This window comes from Curtobacterium sp. 260, assembly GCF_030803485.1.
In the GTDB taxonomy this organism is placed as follows: domain Bacteria; phylum Actinomycetota; class Actinomycetes; order Actinomycetales; family Microbacteriaceae; genus Curtobacterium.
The window spans coordinates 42,087-61,435 of record NZ_JAURUY010000013.1 but is presented as its reverse complement, the minus strand read 5'-3'; the positions used below and the strand labels follow the sequence as shown (position 1 = coordinate 61,435).

The following is a 19,349-nucleotide window of genomic DNA, read 5'->3' as shown; positions in this document are numbered from 1 at the left end:
TGGGCTTCGCGGGTATGGTGGGCGGCGTTCAGGCCTCCGGGGGGATTCCACTGCGCGGGGGTGCAGGTACGAAGAGAATGAGGTTGACCATGTCGCGTGTCCTTTCCACCGAGCAGGCGAAGTCCGCCATCCGACAGATCCAGTCCATCGTGAACGGCGGCTTCACGGACCAGATCTCGCAGCTCGACGCCCAGGGGCGCATCCTGTCCGACTCGAACGTGTGGGACGGCCCGCTCGCCTCGACGTTCCGCGGGTCGACCTGGCCCGAGACCAAGGCTGCCCTCGACAAGGCGAAGACCGAGCTCGAGCAGCTCCGCACGCAGCTCGACAAGATCTCGCAGGACATCTTCACCGCGGGTGGCGGCGCGTAAGCACCCACCCCACGCCCGGTCCACCGTCACGGTGGGCCGGGCGTTCGCGGTCGGGGGGCCGACCGCACCACGGCACGTCGAACACGACGGGCACGACCAGAAGGCCCAGCAGAGCCGGCGCGACCGGTTCGACCAGCACGACCAGTACGTCCAGCACCAGCTCCGGGGGAACGACCATGGCCCAGATCCACGCCAACATGGATCCGATCGAGTTCGACGATGCGACGGCTGATGCGCTGCAGAGCGCGATGAAGTCGGCGGCGGGGGCGATCAACGGCCAGCGCGGCTCACGTCGCTCCTACGTCTCCACCGCGTCGCAGGAGTTCCGTGGCCGCTTCGCCCAGCTGTTCTCGTCGAACGCCGATGTGGCCGACTCGGACGCCGACCGGATCGCGACGGCGCTGGAGAAGGTCGCCGGTTGGGTCGGCCAGATGAAGGAAGCCGCGGCGAAGGAGCGGGACAACCGCAGGCGCGCTCGCGAGTGGCAGGAGCGAGAGGACGAGCGGAACGGCTTCCAGGACCTCTGGAACGACACCTTCCACTACGACCCGATGCCGGACATCAAGAACGACGCGCCGCCGACCTTCGAGCAACCGGACGTGCGCGCGCGGCCTCGTGAGACGCCGAACCCGGGTTCCGGTGGGGGCGGAGGCGGCGGGACGTCGTCGGCGCGACCGAGCGACCTCCGCTCCTTCGCGACCGGTTCGGTGTCGCTGGACAGCGCCCTCGAGGGACGACCCGCCGCACTGCGTGGGAAGCTCACCGAATTCGCCGCCAAGTGCTCGTGGGGCCACATCGACGCTGACAGCGTCGTCACCGCCTTCGAGCAGTGGCTCGGCGCGAACGCCCAGGACGCGAAGTGGGCCACCACCATCGCGGATGCCTTCACCGCGGCCGGCGGCGAGGGCACCGTCTCGACGGTCGCGGACTCCGCGCTCGCCGCGGCGCTCGCAGCCGCGGGCGTCTCCGAGACCCGGCAGGACCTGCAGTTCGAACCGCCGTCGGCGTACGGTGCGCAGCCCACGACGGGGTTCTCGATGGACCCGGTCAACACCACGACCGGCAACTTCCTCGAACCGGAGCTCGACCTCGGGTTCACCGGCGCCTCGGCCTCGCTCGAGGTCACCCGCATGTACAACTCGCTCGACGAGCACGTCGGGATCTTCGGCCCGGGGTGGTCGTCGATCCTCGAGACGCGCCTGCTCCTCGACGACGAGGGGGCGACGTTCGTCGGCGCCGACGGCCGTCAGATCCGCTTCCCGCGCTCCGGCGAGGGCTGGGACCGCGGTGTCGGCGAGAACCGCTGGCTCGCCGCCGAGGGCGACCTGCTCGCCGTGCGCGACAACGCCGGGGTCCGGATCGACTTCACCCCGTCGGGTCTCTGGACCGGGCAGCGCGGCGGAGTCGGGACAGCGGTCCGGGTCGTCCGCGACACTGAGGACCTCGTCGTCCGGCTCGAGCACGAACGCGGCCGCTGGGTCGACATCGAGCACGTCGACGGACGCGTCGCGGTCCTCATGGCCTCCGACGGCCGGCGGGTCGAGTACGGCTACGACGACCACGGGCGGCTCGTCAGCGTGACCGAACCCGTCGGGACCCGCCGCTACGTGTGGAACGACGACGACCTCATCGTCACCGTGACATCGGCTGCCGGGGTCGTCGAGGTCGACAACACCTACGACGACCAGCGCCGCGTGGTCGAACAGGTCAGCCCGCACGGCCGAGCGGTGCGCTTCGCATACCTGCCCGGTCGCGTCACGGTCGTGTCCGACCACGACGGCTCGCGCGCGAACTCCTACATCGCCGACGCCAAGGGTCGGCTCGTCGGGGTCATCGACTCCGACGACCGACGGCAGTCGATGAGCTACGACCGACACGGCAACCTGGTGTCGACCACTGAGCGTGACGGCTCCGTCACCGTGCACGCCTACGACGACCGCGGTCGGCAGACCCGGACGGTGACCCCCTCCGGTGGTGACGTCACCTACGGCTACGACGACCAGGACCGGGTGACCACCGTCGTCACCGAGGCCGGGGCGGTCGTGTCCTACCAGTACCACGGCGACGACCGCGACCCGTCCGTCATCGTCGATCCGGTCGGCGGCCGCACCGAGCTCACGTGGACGGACGGGGTCCTCACCCACGTGGTCGACCCGACCGGGGTCGTCCTCGACCTCGAGCACGACGACTTCGGCGAGCTGGTCGCGACCACGAACGCGGTCGGGGACACCGCCCGGATCGAGCGCGACGCCGCTGGTCGTCCCGTCGCCGCGGTCAGCCCGTCCGGTGCCCGGACCGAGTACCGCTGGGACGCGGCGGGGCTCCTCGTCGAGCGCCGCGACGCTGACGGTGCCGTCTGGCGGTACGAGCACACGGCCGGTGAGCGGGTCGCGGCGGTCATCGATCCGCTCGGAGCTCGCACCAGCTTCGAGTACGCGGCGAACGGCGAGCTGGCGATGACCGTCGACCCCCTGGGTCGGCGGGTCACGCGGACGTTCGACGACCAGGGGAACGTCGCCGCCCTCGCCCTGCCGGGTGACGCGGTCTGGACGTTCGCGCACGACGGGTTGTCGCGCCTCCAGACCGTCACCGACCCGACGGGCGCGACGTGGCGGCGCGAGTACGACGTCAACGGCGGCCTCGCCGCGACCGTCGACCCGACCGGCGTCCGGCAGGAGGTCGCACGGGACGTCGCGACCGGCGTCGCGACCCTGCGTGATGCGTTCTCCGTGACCGCTGTCCGCTTCGATGAGTTCGGGCGACCCGTCGAGCAGACGAGTGACGAGACCGGTTCCGAGCTGGTGACGTACGACGCAGCCGGACGGCCCGTCGAGCTCGTCGACGGCGAAGGTGGCCTGACGCGCATCGAGCGCGACCTGGGTGGTCGGGTGATCGGGATCGTCAGCCCGTCCGGCGCCCGCTCGACCTACGAGTACGACGCGTGCGGGCGTCCGTCCGCGGCCGCCGACGCCACAGGAGCGCGGACGACGCTCACGTACGACGCGGACTCCCGCGTCGTCGCCCGGACACTGCCCACCGGCGAGGTCGAGGAGACCACCTACGACGCCGTCGGCCGCGTGGTCGCGCAGACGACGGCGGGATCCGGCACGAGCCGGTACCGCTACGACCGGGCCGGGAGGCTCGTCTCCAGCCACGACGCACGCTTCGGTCACCGACGGTTCCGCTACGACGCTGCAGGGCAGCTCGTCGAGGCCGTCGACGGGCTCGGGGGCGCCACCCGCTTCGCCTACGACGGGCGGGGCCGGCTCACCGAGGTCACGGACCCCGCCGGCGGTGTCACGCGGCGCCGGTACGACGGAGCAGACCGCGTGGTCGCGGTCGTCGACCCGCTCGGCCGTGAGACGACGGCGCGGTACGACGCGGCCGGTCGCCAGGTGGAGCAGACCGACCCTGAGGGGCGCACCACCAGCTGGACCTTCGACGCTGCCGGCCGCTCGACGAAGGTCCTGGTCGACGGTCAGCTGGTGAGCGAGACCCGACGCGACGCCGTCGACCGCGCCGTCGTCGTCACCGACCACACCCGTGGAGCGGGTCGGACGGTCGACCACGAGCTCGAGTACGACCGCCGCGGGCTCCTCGTTCGACGGAGCCGGGGTGGGCGTTCCGTGCGGTGGGAGTACGACGCCGACGGCAACCGGACTGCGCGGATCGACCCGACGGGTAGGCGAACAGAGTGGCGCCGTGACGCAGCGGGACGTGCGGTCGCGGTCGAGCGGAAGGGTCTCGCTACCGCCGCGTTCTCGTACGACGCAGCCGGGCGGATCGTCCAGGCGTCGACCGGCGACGTCGTCCAGTCGTGGTCGTACGAGCGGGGCGCGCTGGTCGCCCACACGACCACGACGCCCGACGGTGCGATGGTCACGCGCATCGAGCGCGACGACCAGGGCCGGATCGTCGCGCTCGACGGTCCGGACGGTCGTGTCGAGTACGCGTACGACGACGCCGGGCAGCTCGTCCGCGCGGGCGACTCCGCGTGGGAGTACGGCGACGGCGGGCGGCTGCTGCGCGAGGTCGTTGACGGTGCTGCGACGACGTTCGAGTACGACGCTGCTGGGCAGCTCACGGCCTCTGTTCGGGACGAGGAGCGGACGGAGTACCTGTACGACGGGCTCGGTCGACGGATCCGTCGTACCCGCCCGGACGGGTCGACCGAGGAGTACGCCTGGTCCGGCCTCGGGTCCCTGACCGCCGTCGTGTCGCGGGACCGTTCGTACGGTGAGACCGGTCGGGTCGAGATGTGGACCGACGTGCTCGGGGAACTCGCCGAGGTCGGCGGCGCCGAGGTGTGGTGGGACGCCGCCGCGCCGCTGCCCGCGATGGTGTCGATCGGCGGGGAGAGCGTGCTCGACCTGCCGGGCGGCGCGGTCGCCGTGGGCGATGCCTGGTCGATCGCAGGCTGGCGGAGCGCTCGTTCCACGGACCCTTCGGACCCGTGGGCGGTGCTCGCCTCGGTTCAGGGAGCGGCGCTACCCACCGGCGTCTCGCTCACCGCGGACGGAGGGCTGTCGATCGCCGGGCTGGAGTGGCTCGGGGCGCGCGTGTACGACCCGGCGGCGCGGGGCTTCCTGTCGACCGACCCGTTGGCGCCCGTGCTCGGTGCAGCGTGGTCGGCGAACCGGTACTCGTACGCCGGGAACGACCCGATGCACGCGATCGACCCCCTGGGGCTCCGACCGGCGACGGACAAGGACCTGGCGGCATACCGGGATGCGAACCAGAGCTTCTTGTCGCGGGCTGCGAACTGGGTCGGAGACAACTGGGAGTACATCGCCGCCGGAGCAGCGATCGTCGGGGGGATCGCTCTCATGGCTACTGGCGTTGGGGGACCCGCCGGTATCGCTCTCTTGGCCGCGTCGGGGGCGCTTCTCAGCGGAGGAGTGTCTGTTGCTTCTCAGAAGGCCACCACCGGAGAGGTGGACTGGAAGAAGGCGGGCGTCGACACGTTGGTTGGCGGGTTGCTCGGTGGCCTCGGTGGTGCTGGCAGCCTCATCGGAGCTGGCGCCAGGACTGCAGTTCAAACGGCGGGGCGAGCGTTGGCTTCACAAACCGCCCGCGCTGTAGCAGTCAACGTCGGTGTCAACGGGAGTGTGGGCGCGGTTGGTGGCGCAGCTGGTTACTTCACAGAGCACGGTTTCACCAACTTCGACGGACGGAAGTTCTTGGCGTCGACCGTGGGAGGAGGCGCAGCTGGGGCAGCAGGCGGCCTCGCCGGTCCGGCGGGAGGCACTGTGGCTCAGAAGCTTGGCCCGGTACTCGGGCTCAGTAGTCGCAGCAACGGAGCGCTGGGCACGATATCTTCATCGCTGTTGTCCGGCGCAGCATCTGCCAGCGGATCGGTTGTGACCAACGTCGTCGCTGGTGAAGACGTGAATCCGATTGCAGCAACCCTCAGCGGACTGACTGGGGCTGGCCTCGCTCCAGTTGGGGGCGGGCCACACGTGCCGGAGATGCGCGGGGTCAACACCCTCAGCCAGCTACCGGTCGGGCACCCTCGATCGTGGTCGAGCACATTCGATCTCAGCAAGCCGAACACTCGGGGTCTCTGGGCGTCTTCAATCGGAGGTACAGTCATTGGAGGCGCTGCTGACTGGGCCGAAGACGTTACCGGACTCAAGGATCTACTGGGAGCAGGATGACGAGGAACAGCAAGAGTTCCCGGCCTGAGAATTCGTCGCTCGACCGATCGCTGCTCCTTGTCTACTTGGGAATTCTGGTTCTTGCGCTCTTGACGGGCGCATTCTGGGCAACCATCGGTCTAGGGGGCTCCAGTGTCGCTATCGCGATTGGCATAGGCGCTGTGGCCATGCCGATCGGGGCCGCCACGGGCAGAGCCCGACACAAATGGGTGCGACGGGCTGGTCTGTTGTTGATTCTGGTGCTCCTCCTGGTGTTGTCAGCGGTGGCCGGGAGAGGGCACTCTTACCAATTTGCTTGGCTTTTTCCGGCCATCAGTGGGCTGCTTCTTGCTCGAAGTGAATGGCCTTGGTGGCGGGCGGTTCCCAGTCGGGATGGAGCGAGCGAGAGCCGCGCCGAGTAGAGGTGAGCCAGCAGCAGTTGCATGCCGGTCGACAAGACGTTGCCGGAAACATTGCCCACCGGAGCGGTGGGGCGGATTGTAGGATGTGACATGACTGTCCTGCTTGTTCGGCCTCGCGAAAGTCGGCGCGGCGGATGATTCCCGTGGCGCAGGGTTGTGACGGTCCTCCCGTCGAGGTTCATCGGGAATGGTGAAAGGCGGGAGGCGTGGCGTCCGAATGACTGGGAGCTCGTCTGTTGCGGCGAGGAAGAAGCGTCCGGTCGTCGGAATCGCCATAGTATTGCTGCTGTTCGTCGTTCCAGGGCTGCTCTTCTTCGTGATCCCCGTCGGGCTCACGGCGTACGATGACTCGCACCGATTGTCAATCATGTGCACCATCAGTAGCGCCGTCACTGGAGCGGAATCGAGCGGATCGTTCAAGGGGGGCGGTGCGTCGGGGCATCAGGTCGTTGTCGTGACCGAGCAGTGTGGCAAAATTCTGCTTCAAGACCGCATCACTTCCTCGAACGCGGATGCCGTCGCGAGGGAAGTGTCGGATGCCGACCGCGTTCGTTTCAGTGTTGGCGTCGCGGCCTACCGGCTTCGCGCTCAACTTGCACTCTTCGGCGTGTCACCGACTGCCTACAGCTTTGAGGTAGTGGATGGCAGCTGATCCGAGCGGGAGGCCTACCGGACCGTGACGAACGAGCGGCGCCGACTCAAGCCGGACGGTGGTGGCGTTCGACAGCCTCGGGGGGTGTTGATCGCTTGCGGAGTGCTCGTCGTTGTCGGCACTCTGATCCCTCTCCTCTTCGCTGCGCGACCTACTCCATCGTGTGCGACAGGCGGTTTTCGTGCGCGACGCGACTCGATGCCGCGGTGCTGCCACGGTTGACCGCGGCGGAATGGGAGGAGAGTCTGAGCCACCCCGGCCTGATACGTTGGATGCAGGCACCGGCCTTGCTGGCGCCTGACATCGAGTACCGCGCACAGGGGGCGCCGGCGCTCGAGGGGGCGTGTGAGACCGGCCGCTGGGCGGCATGAGCACAGAACTTCGGGGACGTCCGGCGCGCGAGTGCTGACCGTGAAGGACCACCATGACGACGCCGAACAACGGGCAGCCCGGCGACTGGCAGCCGAACAACGGGCAGCCCGACAACGGACAGCCGAACCAGCAGACGCCCGGGTTCCAACAGCCGAACCAGCAGGCGCCCGGCTTCGGGCAGCCGAACGAGCAGCAGATGCCCGGCTTCCAGCAGGCGGGCCAGCAAGCTCCCGGGTACCAGCAGCCGGGCCAGCAGGCACCCGGGTACCAGCAGCAGCCCTACGCCGGCGCGAGCGGGAGCGTTCCCCCCTGGCAGCCGCCGACCCCGGAGAAGAAGGGGAAGAACGTCGCACTCCGGATCCTCATCCCGGTCGTCGCCGTCATCGCCGCGGTGGGTGCGTCGCTGGGCGTCCGCGCGTTCTTCAACGCCACCGCCGAGCCCTCGCCGTCGGCCCTCGCGACCGAGGCGGCGAAGCAGGTCAACGAGAACTACACCTTCCCGCTCGAGCTCGACGAGGTGACCCGCTGGGACGGCGTGACGGCCGACGGCGCGCAGCTCGAGTACGCCTACACGATCGACTCCTCGGTCGATCCGGCGAGCCTGACCGCGGCGGACCTCAAGTCGTCGGTCGTGTCGAACGTCTGCCAGAAGAAGGAGTCGCGCGACCTGCTGTCGAAGGCGATCGTGATGCGCTACTCGTACGTCTTCGACGGCACGGACCGCACGATCGACTTCTCGGTCACCAGCGCCGACTGCTGACCCCGGGCGGAGGCTGAGGAGGGGTGACTCCTGCACGCCGGGTCTTCCATGCGCTTCTCGCGGCGGTGGCGCTGACCAGCAGCGGGCTCATCGAGCTCGGGCACTTCGGCGTCCCGGGCTGGGCGTTCGCCGTCGTCACCGTCCTCGGACTCGGCTACGGTGCGGCGCTCGTGCGCGTCCGCGCAGCGGGTTGCCTCGTACCGACGGTGCTGTTCCTCGGGAGCTTCGTCGTGCTCGTCGTCCTCGTCGACCACGCGTCGGACTGGGGGCCGCTGCAGTACGGGTGGCTGCCCGCGGTGCTCGCCGGGGCGCTCCTCGCTCGGGTGCTGTTCCCGGACGTCGGGGCGAGGCGGCGCAAGGAGACGGCGGGCCGCGGGCTGCGCACGGCGGGTGGGGAGTGGCTGCGTGAGCTCGGCCCGTTCATGCTGTGCACGGGCGCGTTCTGCGCCGCCGCGCTGGGGGCGATCCTGCACAGCGAGGGCGACGAGGCACTGCGCTACGACGACGCTCTCCGACGGACCGGTGTGATCGTCACCGGCGAGGTCGTGCACGTCGAGCGTGTGCACGTCACCGGGTACAAGGGGCGAGGACACAGCGAGTACACGCCGGTGACCCGGCAACGGTACGAGGGCGTGGAGTACGAGACGATGCTCGACGAGTACACGGTGTCGAGCGATCCAGACTTCTACCGGGTCGGACAGCGCCTGCAGATCATGGTCGACCCGGACGATCCGACGACCGCCGGCGTCCGGTCCGAGGAGCTGCACGGGATGTTCGCGCGGAACGTCGACGACGGTCGCAACTACGCATTCACCGCGCTGCCGCTGCTGGCTGTGGGCGCACCGCTCCTCGCGGTGCAGACGGTCGAGGGCATCATCCGGAAGATCCGCACCAGGCACAGGCGGCGGTGGGCGAGAGCCAGGCGACAGGTGCTCGCCGCTCGACGGCGCGCTCGCCGTCTGGCCGCCGGTGTCGCGTCAGCCCACCGCGCTGGATCGTTCCCGCCACGCACCCCGACCGAGTGACCGCGCGACCGTCACCTGAGCAGCACGCGACAGCAGGAGGCGATCGCCCCGACGGAGCGGCCGTCCGTCGGACCGGCACCGCGCCTCCAGGCCGGGTCGTGCGGGATCAGCTGCCGACGGTCAGCGCGGGAGCCCGTTCACCCACGCGCGGAAGGTGACGGCATCGCTGTCACGGAGGACGACTGCCGGTGCGTCCTGCGCCTCGTACAGGAGCGCGAGGCTCTCCGGCGGCAGACCGGCCAGCTGCCGACCCCCGAGCGACGTCGGGGCGACGAGTGCCGGGCTGGCGAGGAACGCGAGGGGCTGCGAGTCGGATTCGACAACCCCTGTCCTGCCGTCGATGAGCGCGCGGACCTCTCCGGGTTGCAGCGCGACGACGTCGCCGCCGACGAACAGTCGGATGACCGGGCGTGGGCGACCGCCGGGGCCGAGTGGGACGGTGGTCCAGTCGGCGCTGCACGCGGCACCCCGCCAGGGCGGGATCGAGACGCCGTCCGGTCCGAGCGCTGCGGGGGCCACTGCACGGGGACGGACGACGCGCTCCTGCAGGTAGGCCTCGAGCTCCGCGTACCCGCGGGCCAGGCCCATGACGGAGAAGAGGCGCTTCCCGGTCACGTCACGTGCCTGCAGGCCGCCGTACTGGTTCGCGATCGGCAGCACCGCCGCAATCTCGGCCAGGTCGACGCGGCGCTCCTGGTGGAGGCCCTGGCGGACCAGCAGGTGGTCCTCCATCGCGAGCACCCGAGTCCGGCGCATCGAGCGGGACAGCACGATGCCGCCGATGCCGGCCAGCAGGAGGACGACCGCCACGATGACGAGGCTGTGCTCGATGCCGGTCGAGATCGTCGTGGCGGCGCCGAGTGCCAGCAGGGCTCCGACCACGACGAAGACGATGGCGACCACGCGGATGAGGACCCACTGGAAGGTCCGCAGGCGCACGGTGACGAGCGCGCCGTCCTCGTTGGGCAGCGACTCCCCACGCTCACGACGTCGGCGGTCGCTGTGCTTGGTCGCGGCTGTCACCGACCTCGTGATGACGAACGCCGCCACCATCGCGATCCCCACGGACGTGATCGTGATCCACATGTGTCGTCCCCCTCGTGCTGCGGCCACTGGACAGAGTGGTCGACCGCCACGTTCGCGACGGTCGACCACTCGATCATGCATCCCCGACCACCGGATGGTGTTCGGTGATCCCCCCAGGGCGCGTTGTGCAGAGTATCAATTCCAGCAGGCCCCGCAAGTTCGCATGTCGCCGTGCTGTGGCTCGAACGGGGGTGGTCTCCTCCTGTGGAGGACGGAACCTCACGGTATTTCAGCGGCTAGGATCGACCACGCAGTCGATTCTTGAGGGGGACGATCGTGATGTTGACGCGCGCCGGGGGAACCGGGAACCGGCAGGGGAGCCGCATCGCGGGAGTGGTGGCCGTCACGGGCGCACTCGCGCTGGTGCTCGCCGGGTGCACCGCCGACCAGGACCAGGTGACGGATCCGTCACGCGTGCTGCAGACGGTGGACACGACGCTCACGACGAACGGCGCCGTGAACGCGATCTCGGACACGACGATCTCGGTCGCCGGCACGCGCTCGTCCTCGAAGACCGTCGACCACGACGTGCAGGACGCGGCGGGGGACCTGCCGCTCCGGATCACCACGCAGTACACGACCGACAAGCGCTCCGGGACCGACCTCGCCGACCTCGACGGGTACTCCGGTCGCGTCGAGATCGACGTCACCGTCGAGAACCTCACGGTCCGGTCGCAGAACCTGTCGTACGACGTCGCAGGGGCGTCCCGTTCCACGCCGGCGCTGGTCGGCGCACCGTTCAGCGTCGCCGCGTCGACCGTCCTCGACGGGGTCGCACCGGACCGCATCGTGACCGAGTCCGTCGACGGCGGCGCGTCCACCGACGGGGTCGTGAGCACCAACGCCTCCGGTGACGCAGTCGTGCAGTGGGGCCGGCTGCTGGCGCCGCCGACGTCGGGAGCGAGCAGCACGCTGCACCTCGTCGCCGACGTCCGTGACTTCTCGACGCCCGCCATCGACGTCGCGGCGCAGCCCGGGCTGACGACCGACCTGTCGACCAGCGGCGTGATGAACGGGGCGTTCGGGTCCGAGACGGACTCCGAGCTCGCCCTGCAGCGTCGGACGATCGACCTCATCGCGCAGGTCAACGAGGTCCTCGCCCGTGCCGGCGGGACCATCACCGAGGTCCGCACGAACCTCGAGTCGACGTCCGAGACCCTCGGTGTGCGGACGGCGGAGCGGCTGCAGGAGAGCAGCGCGTCGCTCGCGAGCACGATGCAGTCGCTGTCGGGTGAGCTCGGTTCGCTGAACGGTGACCTCGGCTCGACCGTGCAGGCGACGCAGTCGACGGTGCTGCAGCAGCTGCAGCAGACGACGGGCAGCCTCGACGCGCTGCTCGGGGACACGTCGGCGACGGCGCCGAAGGCGGTGCTCGACGGTGAGGGATGCAACGCGGTCCCGCAGACCGGTGCAGCGGGCTCGAGCGTCTACGGGAACCTGCTGCGCGTGTCCGCGCAGCTCGAGGGCTACGCCGACGCGAGCGAGGCGTGCAAGCAGCAGGTGAGCGCGCAGCTCGCGACCTCGGTGGGGCCGACCTCTCCGGATGCCACGGCCTGCGCCGCCGAGGAGGCCCGTGGTTCGTTGACCTGCGCGCTCTGGGAATCGTCGGCTGCCGTCAACACCTCGCTGATCGGCCTGGTCAGCAAGGGGCAGCAGCTCGCGGACGGGCTGGACCCGGACCTCGCGAAGAAGGCGATCGAGCAGTCGGACGACCTGAACGGGGATCTGCAGCAGATCTCCGAGGCGCTGCAGGACATCGCGAGCGACGAGGACGGCACGGTCGGCGAGAAGCTGCGAGCACTCGACGCGCTCGTCACCACCACCAACGCGTCGGTGCGACCGGTGCAGGAGGCCGTCACCAGCGTGCACCGGCGCGCCGTCGCCGCGCGTGCGGAGGTCGGGGACCTCGACGATTCCGGCCTGTTCGGGAAGTCGACCCTGCAGGCGCAGAACCGGGCGCTCGCCGATCGCCTGTGCCAGCTCGCCCGACCGGGCGTCCTCAGCCCGGGGGACCTCGACCAGGACCAGGTCGACACCCTGCGGGGTTACCTCACCGCGGAGCCCTGCCCGGGAACGGATCAGCCCGAGGGCACGACGCTCCGCCCCGGCTTCGGCTTCTCGACCCCGATGGACGAGCGGCTCGACGAGCAGGCGGCGGCGTGGGACGACGTCGTCACCGGTACCGATCTCTCGGCCGCCAGCGGTGTCGGGCCCGCCGTGCGCGACCTCGCCGCTGCTGTCGACTCGCTCGAGCCCGGTGTGCGTGACCTGCGTGAGGCGATCCGGGACGACAGCGGGTCGGTCGACCAGTCGGTCACGGACCTGCAAGCCCTGCTGGACCCAGCGATCGAGTCGGGCGCTGTCGTCAACGACCAGCTCCAGCAGGTGCGTGACCAGCAGGCGGAGCTGCAGGACGCCGTGCGCGAGGCGTTCCAGCAGGCGTCGGACGACTCGGGCAAGCAGGTGCAGGCCCTCATCGACGAGCAGGTGCGCAAGGTCAGCGACACCGCCGGCACGAGCCGAGAAGCCGTCGTCGACGCGTTCGACAAGTCGATCGCCGGCCTGCGCACCACCTCGGGCGAGGTCACGAGCGACTCGAAGGGCACCATCGACGAGCAGAAGGGCTCGCTGCAGGAGCAGAGCAGCAGCCTCGCCTCGTCCGTGGACGAGCAGACCGCGGCGAGCCTCCAGCGCATCGACGCGAGCACCAGCGCCTCGGTCCGCGACGTCGAGGGCGCCAGCACGCTGCTCACCGGCGACCTCAACCGCGTGATGCTCGACCTCGGCGACCGCGAGGTCAACGGCTCCGGCATCCTCGGTGCGATGGCCACGAGCGCAGCGAAGTCCGACTCCGCCGACTACCAGCTCGCCCTCGCGTCGCAGAACGCCTCCGGCTACGCCAACGTCCGTGCCGAGGACGTCGCGGGCATCCTCCTGCAGCAGCAGCAGTTCCGCGCCTCGCTCGACCGGGCGGCGAAGCTCCCCGCCTTCCGTCTCGACGTTCCGTCCAGCGCGACGTCGACGACGCTCTACGCCTTCCGGATCGGAGCCGAGCGATGAGCCACGTGCAGGACCACTCGACCGAGGCGGCCGCAGAGGAGCCCGCGGAGACCGCAGCGCCCGACGCCGCCCGGACCCGGAGGCGCCGCCGCACCGCGATCATCGTCGCGGTGGCCGTCCTCGTGGTCGCCGCCGTCGTCACCGCGCTGCTCGCGGTGCGTGTCTCCGCCTCGACCCCGGCCGAGGCGGTCTCCGCGACGGCACCGGTGCCGATCAGTGTCGCCCACGTCCCCGACGGCACGAAGATCGGCGTCGTGGTCACCCTCGGCGACGGCGAGGGTGCCCAGTGGGACGACGCCGCGCAGGGTGCCCTGGTGGCGCAGCGTCGCCTGGAGCTCGGCGGCACGGACGTGCAACTCGTGACGGAGAACGACGGCGGGTCCGCCGACGGCGCACGGAAGGCCGTCGAGGCCCTCGCGTCCGACGGCGTCTCGGGCATCGTCGTGGCCACGTCCGGCGACCACGTCCGTGGGGCGTTCACCGCGGCGGCCGACGCCGGCATCCCGGTCGTCGCACCGTACGCGGCCGGCGCGGACGATGCCTGGTCGACCGCGCCGTCGACGGAGTCCGTCGCGACGGCGCTGCAGGACGCGCTCGGCGACGCCGCGTCGCCGCTGCTCGTCGACCTGGGCGGCGGAGCGCCGTCCGGTGTGCGGTTCGCCCACGTCCTCGACGCGACGAGCGCACCCGACCTCGGCGCTCTCGCCACCACCGTCGCGCAGCGCACCGGCGCGGCGGCGGGCTCCACCGACGCCACGACGGCCGACGCCACGACGGCCGACGACCAGGCTGCAGCCGAGCAGGCCGGAGCCGAGCAGGACGGCGACGAGCAGGCGGCACCCGACTCCGACGCCGTGGTCGTCAGCGGTCCGGCCGGACGACAGGGAGCGCTCGTCGCCGCCCTCCAGGAGGCCAACGTCACCGCTCCGGTCGTCCTGACCCCCGAGGCCACCAGCCCCGCCTTCGCGGCTGCGCTCGCCCAGGCGGGCGGCAGCCTCAGCGGCGCCTTCCGCACCGTCGGGGTCGAGACCGACGACGCCCGCGCCCTGTCCTCGGACGCCGAGGGCCGCGCCATGTCGGCGTTCCTCGGCGGCGTGCGGGTCCTCGCGGACGACGCGGACGCGAAGAACCTGACCGGCGACCGGTCCTTCGCATCGGTGGCGTCGGTGGCGGACGCCCGCAGTCACGACGCGGTCGTCGCGCTGGTGACGGCCGTCGGGTCGGCCCGGAGCACGGACGCCGCCGAGGTGTCGGACGCGTTGGCCCGGCTCGACCTCGGGGCCGGAGACGGCCTCGCGGGCCCGGCACTCGACTTCGGCGCGCGACAGGCCCTCGGCGATCCCGCCGGTGTGCTCGCCGCCTCCGCGCAGGACCTCGGGCTCCGCCCCGCCGCCGCGACCGAGGACGACGGGGCCACGCCCGCGCTCGTCTGGTTCTCCGACTCGACCGACTGACCCCGTCCCACCTGCACCACCCGCACCGCCGCACCACGCCCAGGGAGGACCGCCCATGCGCCTGCTGATCGAGCTCGACGACCGCCGCGAGACGATCGAGGCCGACGGGTGGGCGGAGTCCTCCACGCTGGGAGACCTCGTCGCGGCGTCGCTCGGCACCCCGCTCGACCCCGGCACACCCCTGGCGGTCGACGGTCACCGGACGAGCTCCGACACCCCGTTGCGCGACCTGGTGCTCCTCGAAGGGTCCCGGGTCGCCCGCACCACCGAGGAGCCACCGCGCGTCGTCGACGGGTGGAGCGTGACCTTGGCGGGCGGCCTCGGGGCGGGCGTCGTCGTCCCGGTGCCGCGCAGCCGTCGGCTCGTCGTCGGACGCGCTCCGCAGGCGGACGTCGTGCTCCCCACCGAGAGCGCGTCCTGGGAGCACTGCACCGTGGAGCGCGAGGACGACGGTGTCCGGGTGCGCGACTCCGGGTCCACGAACGGCACGGTGATCGCGGGGGAGCGCATCGACGACGAGGGCGTCCTGCTGACCGGGACCACGAGCGTCATCGTGGGCGGCGCGGTCCTGCTGCTCCGTCCCGAGCTGCCGGAGACGACCGTGCCGGCAGCGGGCACGTTGCCCAACCTCACGCCGGCCGCCACGGCGCCGTTCAACCGACCGCCCCGGCCGGGACGGCTCACCGACACCGAGCCGGTGTCCCCGCCGACGCGCAGGGACGTCGCCCCGGCGTCGAAGTTCAGCTGGATCACGGTGGCGGCTCCGCTCGTGCTCGCCGGGGCGATGGTGCTCCTGCTCGGGGACGCCCGCTTCGCACTGTTCGCGCTGCTCAGCCCCGTGACCGCGATCGGCATGTGGTTCGAGCAGAAGCACCGCCGGGCGAAGAACCTGAAGGAGGAGGAGACGCGCTTCACCGAGGCGGTCGAGACCTTCCGCGGCGAGATCGCCGCGGCCGCGGCCGTCGAGGCGGCCCGCCGGCAGGACCTCGTGCCCGACCCGGCGACCGTCGTGCGTCGAGCGCTCGTCCCCACCACCGACCTGTGGCAGCGTCGGTCGGACGACGACGACTTCCTCAGCCTGCACGCCGGCACCGGTGACGCGCCGTGGCGTCCCGAGGTCGACCAGCGGGCGGCGTCGTCGAAGCTCGAGGACGAGGCGAAGGCCGCGATCGCGGACAGCCGGCTCACGGCGGCGCCGGTCGTCGCCGACCTGTCGGACGCCGGCGTCGTCGGCATCGTCGGTGACCGCGACGGTGCGCTCGCCCTGGCCCGCAGCCTGCTGGCGCAGGCGACCGTGCACTGCGGACCCGCGGACCTGACGGTCGGGGTGTTCTGCGACGCGGGCCGCGAGGACGACTGGTCCTGGGCCTCCTGGCTGCCGCACACGCGCGTCGCGGGCAGCAGCACCGGCGCCCGGTGGATGTCGGCGCAGCGCGACCAGAGCGCCGCCGTCCTGCGTGGGCTGCAGGAGTCGCTCGACGAGCTGCCCACGCCGAACCTGCTCGTCGTCGTGGACTCCGACGTCCTCACCGAGGGCCGCGACGCCCCGGCACGCAGCCTGCTCGGCCGGGGCCGCGCGGTCCCCGGTGTGTCGCTGCGCCCGGGGGAGCGGCGCCAGCGGGTGAGCGGCATCGTCATCGCGACGAACGAGCAGCAGCTGCCCGCCGCCTGCACGTCCATCGTCACGGTCGGTGCGGACGCGGCCGCGACGGTCTACCGCCCCGAGGACCGCACGCGGGTCGAGGACGTCGTGCTCGCCGGCCTCACCCCGGACACGGCGGAGCGCGCCGCCCGCGCCGTCGCCCACTTCGACGACCCGGAGCTCACGGTCCCCGGTGCATCGCTGCCGTCGCTCGTCCGCCTGCCCGAACTCCTCGCGCGGAGCGCCGCGGCCCCTGGCGGCACCGCCCGCGCCACCGCCCCGGGCGCGGGCCACGGTGCCGCCATCGTCGACACGACCACCGCCGAGGGCATCCGGACCCTCTGGCAGACCAGCACCGGTACCTCGACCCCGGTCGGTTCCTCGGAGTCCGGCGTCCTCGAGATCGACCTGGTGCGCGACGGCCCCCACGGCCTGGTCGGTGGGACCACGGGTTCCGGCAAGAGCGAGTTCCTCCGCTCGTTCGTCGCCGGCCTCGCGGCCCGGAACGACCCCACCCGGCTCAACTTCCTCCTCGTCGACTTCAAGGGCGGCGCCGCCTTCGCCGCCTGCGAGCGGCTGCCGCACACCATCGGCACGATCAGCAACCTCGACGAGCAGCTGGCAGACCGAGCGATCCGCGCGCTCGAGGCCGAGCTCGAGCGTCGCCAGCGGGTCTTCGCGACGGCCGGCGCCGACATCGACAACCTCGACGCCTACCTGGCGACACGGCCGACCGAGCCGATGCCGCGCCTGCTCTTCGTCGTCGACGAGTTCGCCATGCTCGCGAAGGAGTTCCCCGACGTCCTGACCTCGCTCGTCGCGATCGCCGCCGTGGGCCGCACGCTCGGCGTGCACATGGTGCTCGCGACGCAGCGCCCCGCGGGTGTCGTGAGCGAGGACATCCTGGCGAACACGAACCTCCGTGTGGCGCTCCGCGTGCAGAGCCGCGAGGACTCGACCAACGTCATCGGGGTCCCCGCCGCGGCAGGCATCGGCCGGCAGCAGACCGGCCGCGCCTACGTGAAGCTCGGGCAGGACGACATCACCCCGGTGCAGACCGCACTCGTCACCGGCCGCGCGCGCGACGAACGGGTCGAGCAGCCGGTCTCGGTCCGTCCGACCGACGTCTTCGGCGTCCCGGCACCCGCGCCAGCGCCCGCACCGAGCGCGTCGGACGACACCGACCTCGACGTCCTCATCGAGGCGATCCGCGCAGCGAACGACGCCGCCGGGTACGCGGCACCCCGCCCCATCTGGCCCGAGGCGCTGGGAGCCCGGGTCGACCTGGCGGAGGTCCCGGAACCGCCCAGCGGCAGCGGGCGTCGTCTCGTGCCGGTCGCGCTCGCCGACGACCCCGACCACCAGCGCCAGGTCGCCGGCGGCTGGGACCTCGACGAGGGCAACCTCGTCCTGATGGGCATCCCGGGCAGCGGCACGAGCACCGCCCTGTCCGCCCTGGCCCTGCGTCTCGCGCGGACGACGAGCCCCGACGACCTCGACCTCCTCGTCCTGGACATGGGACCGGGGGACCTGGCACCGCTCGCGCAGCTGCCGCACACGACGGCCTACGTCGGGTCCGGCGCCGGGGCGGGCGAGCTGCAGGCCCGCTTCCTCCGACACCTGCGCGCGGACCTCGAGCGCCGTCGGGCGAGCCCCGGTGGACGTCGCGCCGTCGTCCTCATCGACGGCCTCGCCGCGCTCCGCGACGAGTACCAGGACTTCGAGGGCCAGCAGCTCCTCGACGCCCTGTACCGCGTCTACGCCGAGGGGCCGGCGCTGGGGATCTCCTTCGCCGTCTCCACGACGCGGGCGAAGGCCGTCCCGTCCGCCATGGACGAGGTCACGACCCAGAAGTGGATGTTCCGCCTGGCCGACCCGTACGACTACGCGTCCATCGGGGTCCGTCCGAAGGACGTCCCGCCGCCCGTGCCGGGTCGGTACATCGACTCGACGACGAAGCTGCAGAGCCACGTCGCGACGCCGTCGGTGCCCCTCGCCGGAGCCGTCGCCGAGGTCGCCGCGGCGTGGCCGGACGCCGCGGCGAAGACGAGCGCCGTCGGACGTCTGCCCGATGCGGTCCGGGTGCAGGACCTCCGGACCCCGGCCCGCTTCGACACCGAGCCGTGGCGCCTGCCGGTCGGCATCGCGGAGGACGACCTCGGCACCGCGGCGCTCGAGGTCTACGACGGCGAGCACGTGCTCGTCGCCGGCCCGGCGCGCTCCGGCAAGTCGACGGTGCTCCTCGCCCTCGCCGACCTGGCACGGTCCGCCGAGGGCGTCCGCCCCGCCGTGTGGGCGGTCTGCGACCGCCGGTCCCCGCTCGCCGACGGTGTGTTCGACCGCCTCGCGGTCGGTGCGGACGAGGTCTCCGCCCTGCTGGCCGGCCTCCGCCTGGAGCGGGGCCCGGTCCTGCTGCTCGTCGACGACGCCGAACGCTTCGACGACGCCGACCAGTCGATCGCCTCGCTGCTGTCCTCCGAACGGCCGGGCCTGTGCGTGGTCGCGGCCGGCCGGTCCGCCGACCTCCGATCGCTCTACAGCCACTGGACGCGATCGGTCCGGAAGTCCCGCTGCGGCGTGCTGCTGCAGCCCGACGTCGACTACGACGGCGAACTGCTCGGTGTCACGCTGCCGAGACGGGCCCCCGTCGCGCTGACCGTCGGCCGCGGCTACGCCGCATCGGGCGGTGCAGTCCGGCTCGTCCAGACGGCCGCTGCCGGCGCCTGACCGGCGCGACCACCACCGGACGGGAGGCGCATCGCACCGCCGCCACGTGCCTCCCGTCCGGCGGGTCCGCGACCGGGAGGCACGGCGCACCGCCGCCACGCACCTCCCGTCCGGCGGATCCGCGACCGGGAGTCGCGGTGCA

General features: G+C 71.8%; 9 protein-coding genes. 8 read left to right on the top strand and 1 reads right to left on the bottom strand.

Annotated elements, in window-relative coordinates; all coding sequences use genetic code 11:
• Positions 1-89 precede the first annotated feature (89 nt).
• The 5 genes from J2X59_RS13495 to J2X59_RS13475 all read left to right on the top strand — a co-directional run bounded on the left by J2X59_RS13495 (position 90) and on the right by J2X59_RS13475 (position 9,238).
• A complete protein-coding gene (locus tag J2X59_RS13495; RefSeq protein ID WP_058740961.1) occupies positions 90-371 on the top strand; it encodes a hypothetical protein in 282 nt (93 codons plus the stop codon).
• A 176-nt stretch (positions 372-547) separates the two neighbouring features.
• Positions 548-6,028 (top strand): DUF6531 domain-containing protein, encoded by a 5,481-nt coding sequence (locus tag J2X59_RS13490; protein ID WP_326497024.1) that lies wholly within the window; start codon positions 548-550, stop codon positions 6,026-6,028.
• Positions 6,029-6,709: 681 nt separating this feature from the next.
• Positions 6,710-7,081, top strand: coding sequence for a hypothetical protein (locus J2X59_RS13485; RefSeq protein WP_326497023.1), 372 nt, complete (start codon positions 6,710-6,712; stop codon positions 7,079-7,081).
• 424 nt (positions 7,082-7,505) lie between these two features.
• Complete coding sequence (locus J2X59_RS13480; RefSeq protein ID WP_326497022.1) at positions 7,506-8,213, top strand: hypothetical protein; 708 nt, start codon at positions 7,506-7,508, stop codon at positions 8,211-8,213.
• 23 nt (positions 8,214-8,236) lie between these two features.
• Positions 8,237-9,238 carry a DUF3592 domain-containing protein gene (locus tag J2X59_RS13475; RefSeq protein WP_326497021.1) on the top strand — a complete coding sequence of 334 codons (1,002 nt, stop codon included), beginning with the start codon at positions 8,237-8,239 and terminating at the stop codon, positions 9,236-9,238.
• Positions 9,239-9,358: 120 nt separating this feature from the next.
• Here the strand turns inward: J2X59_RS13475 and J2X59_RS13470 are convergent, their stop codons facing one another.
• Positions 9,359-10,324: a hypothetical protein gene (locus J2X59_RS13470; RefSeq protein WP_326497020.1), complete on the bottom strand. Its 966-nt coding sequence runs from the start codon at positions 10,322-10,324 to the stop codon at positions 9,359-9,361.
• A 276-nt stretch (positions 10,325-10,600) separates the two neighbouring features.
• Here J2X59_RS13470 and J2X59_RS13465 point away from each other — a divergent pair, with 276 nt between their 5' ends.
• From J2X59_RS13465 to J2X59_RS13455, 3 genes are read left to right on the top strand one after another with little or no spacing between them, the layout of a single operon-like run.
• Positions 10,601-13,384, top strand: coding sequence for a hypothetical protein (locus J2X59_RS13465; RefSeq protein WP_326497019.1), 2,784 nt, complete (start codon positions 10,601-10,603; stop codon positions 13,382-13,384).
• A complete protein-coding gene (locus tag J2X59_RS13460; RefSeq protein ID WP_326497018.1) occupies positions 13,381-14,838 on the top strand; it encodes a hypothetical protein in 1,458 nt (485 codons plus the stop codon). The genes J2X59_RS13465 and J2X59_RS13460 overlap by 4 nt, the downstream gene beginning before the upstream one ends.
• Positions 14,839-14,893: 55 nt before the next feature.
• On the top strand, positions 14,894-19,207 hold the full coding sequence (locus tag J2X59_RS13455; RefSeq protein ID WP_326497017.1) for an FtsK/SpoIIIE domain-containing protein: 4,314 nt from the start codon (positions 14,894-14,896) through the stop codon (positions 19,205-19,207).
• The last annotated feature ends 142 nt before the right edge of the window (positions 19,208-19,349 follow it).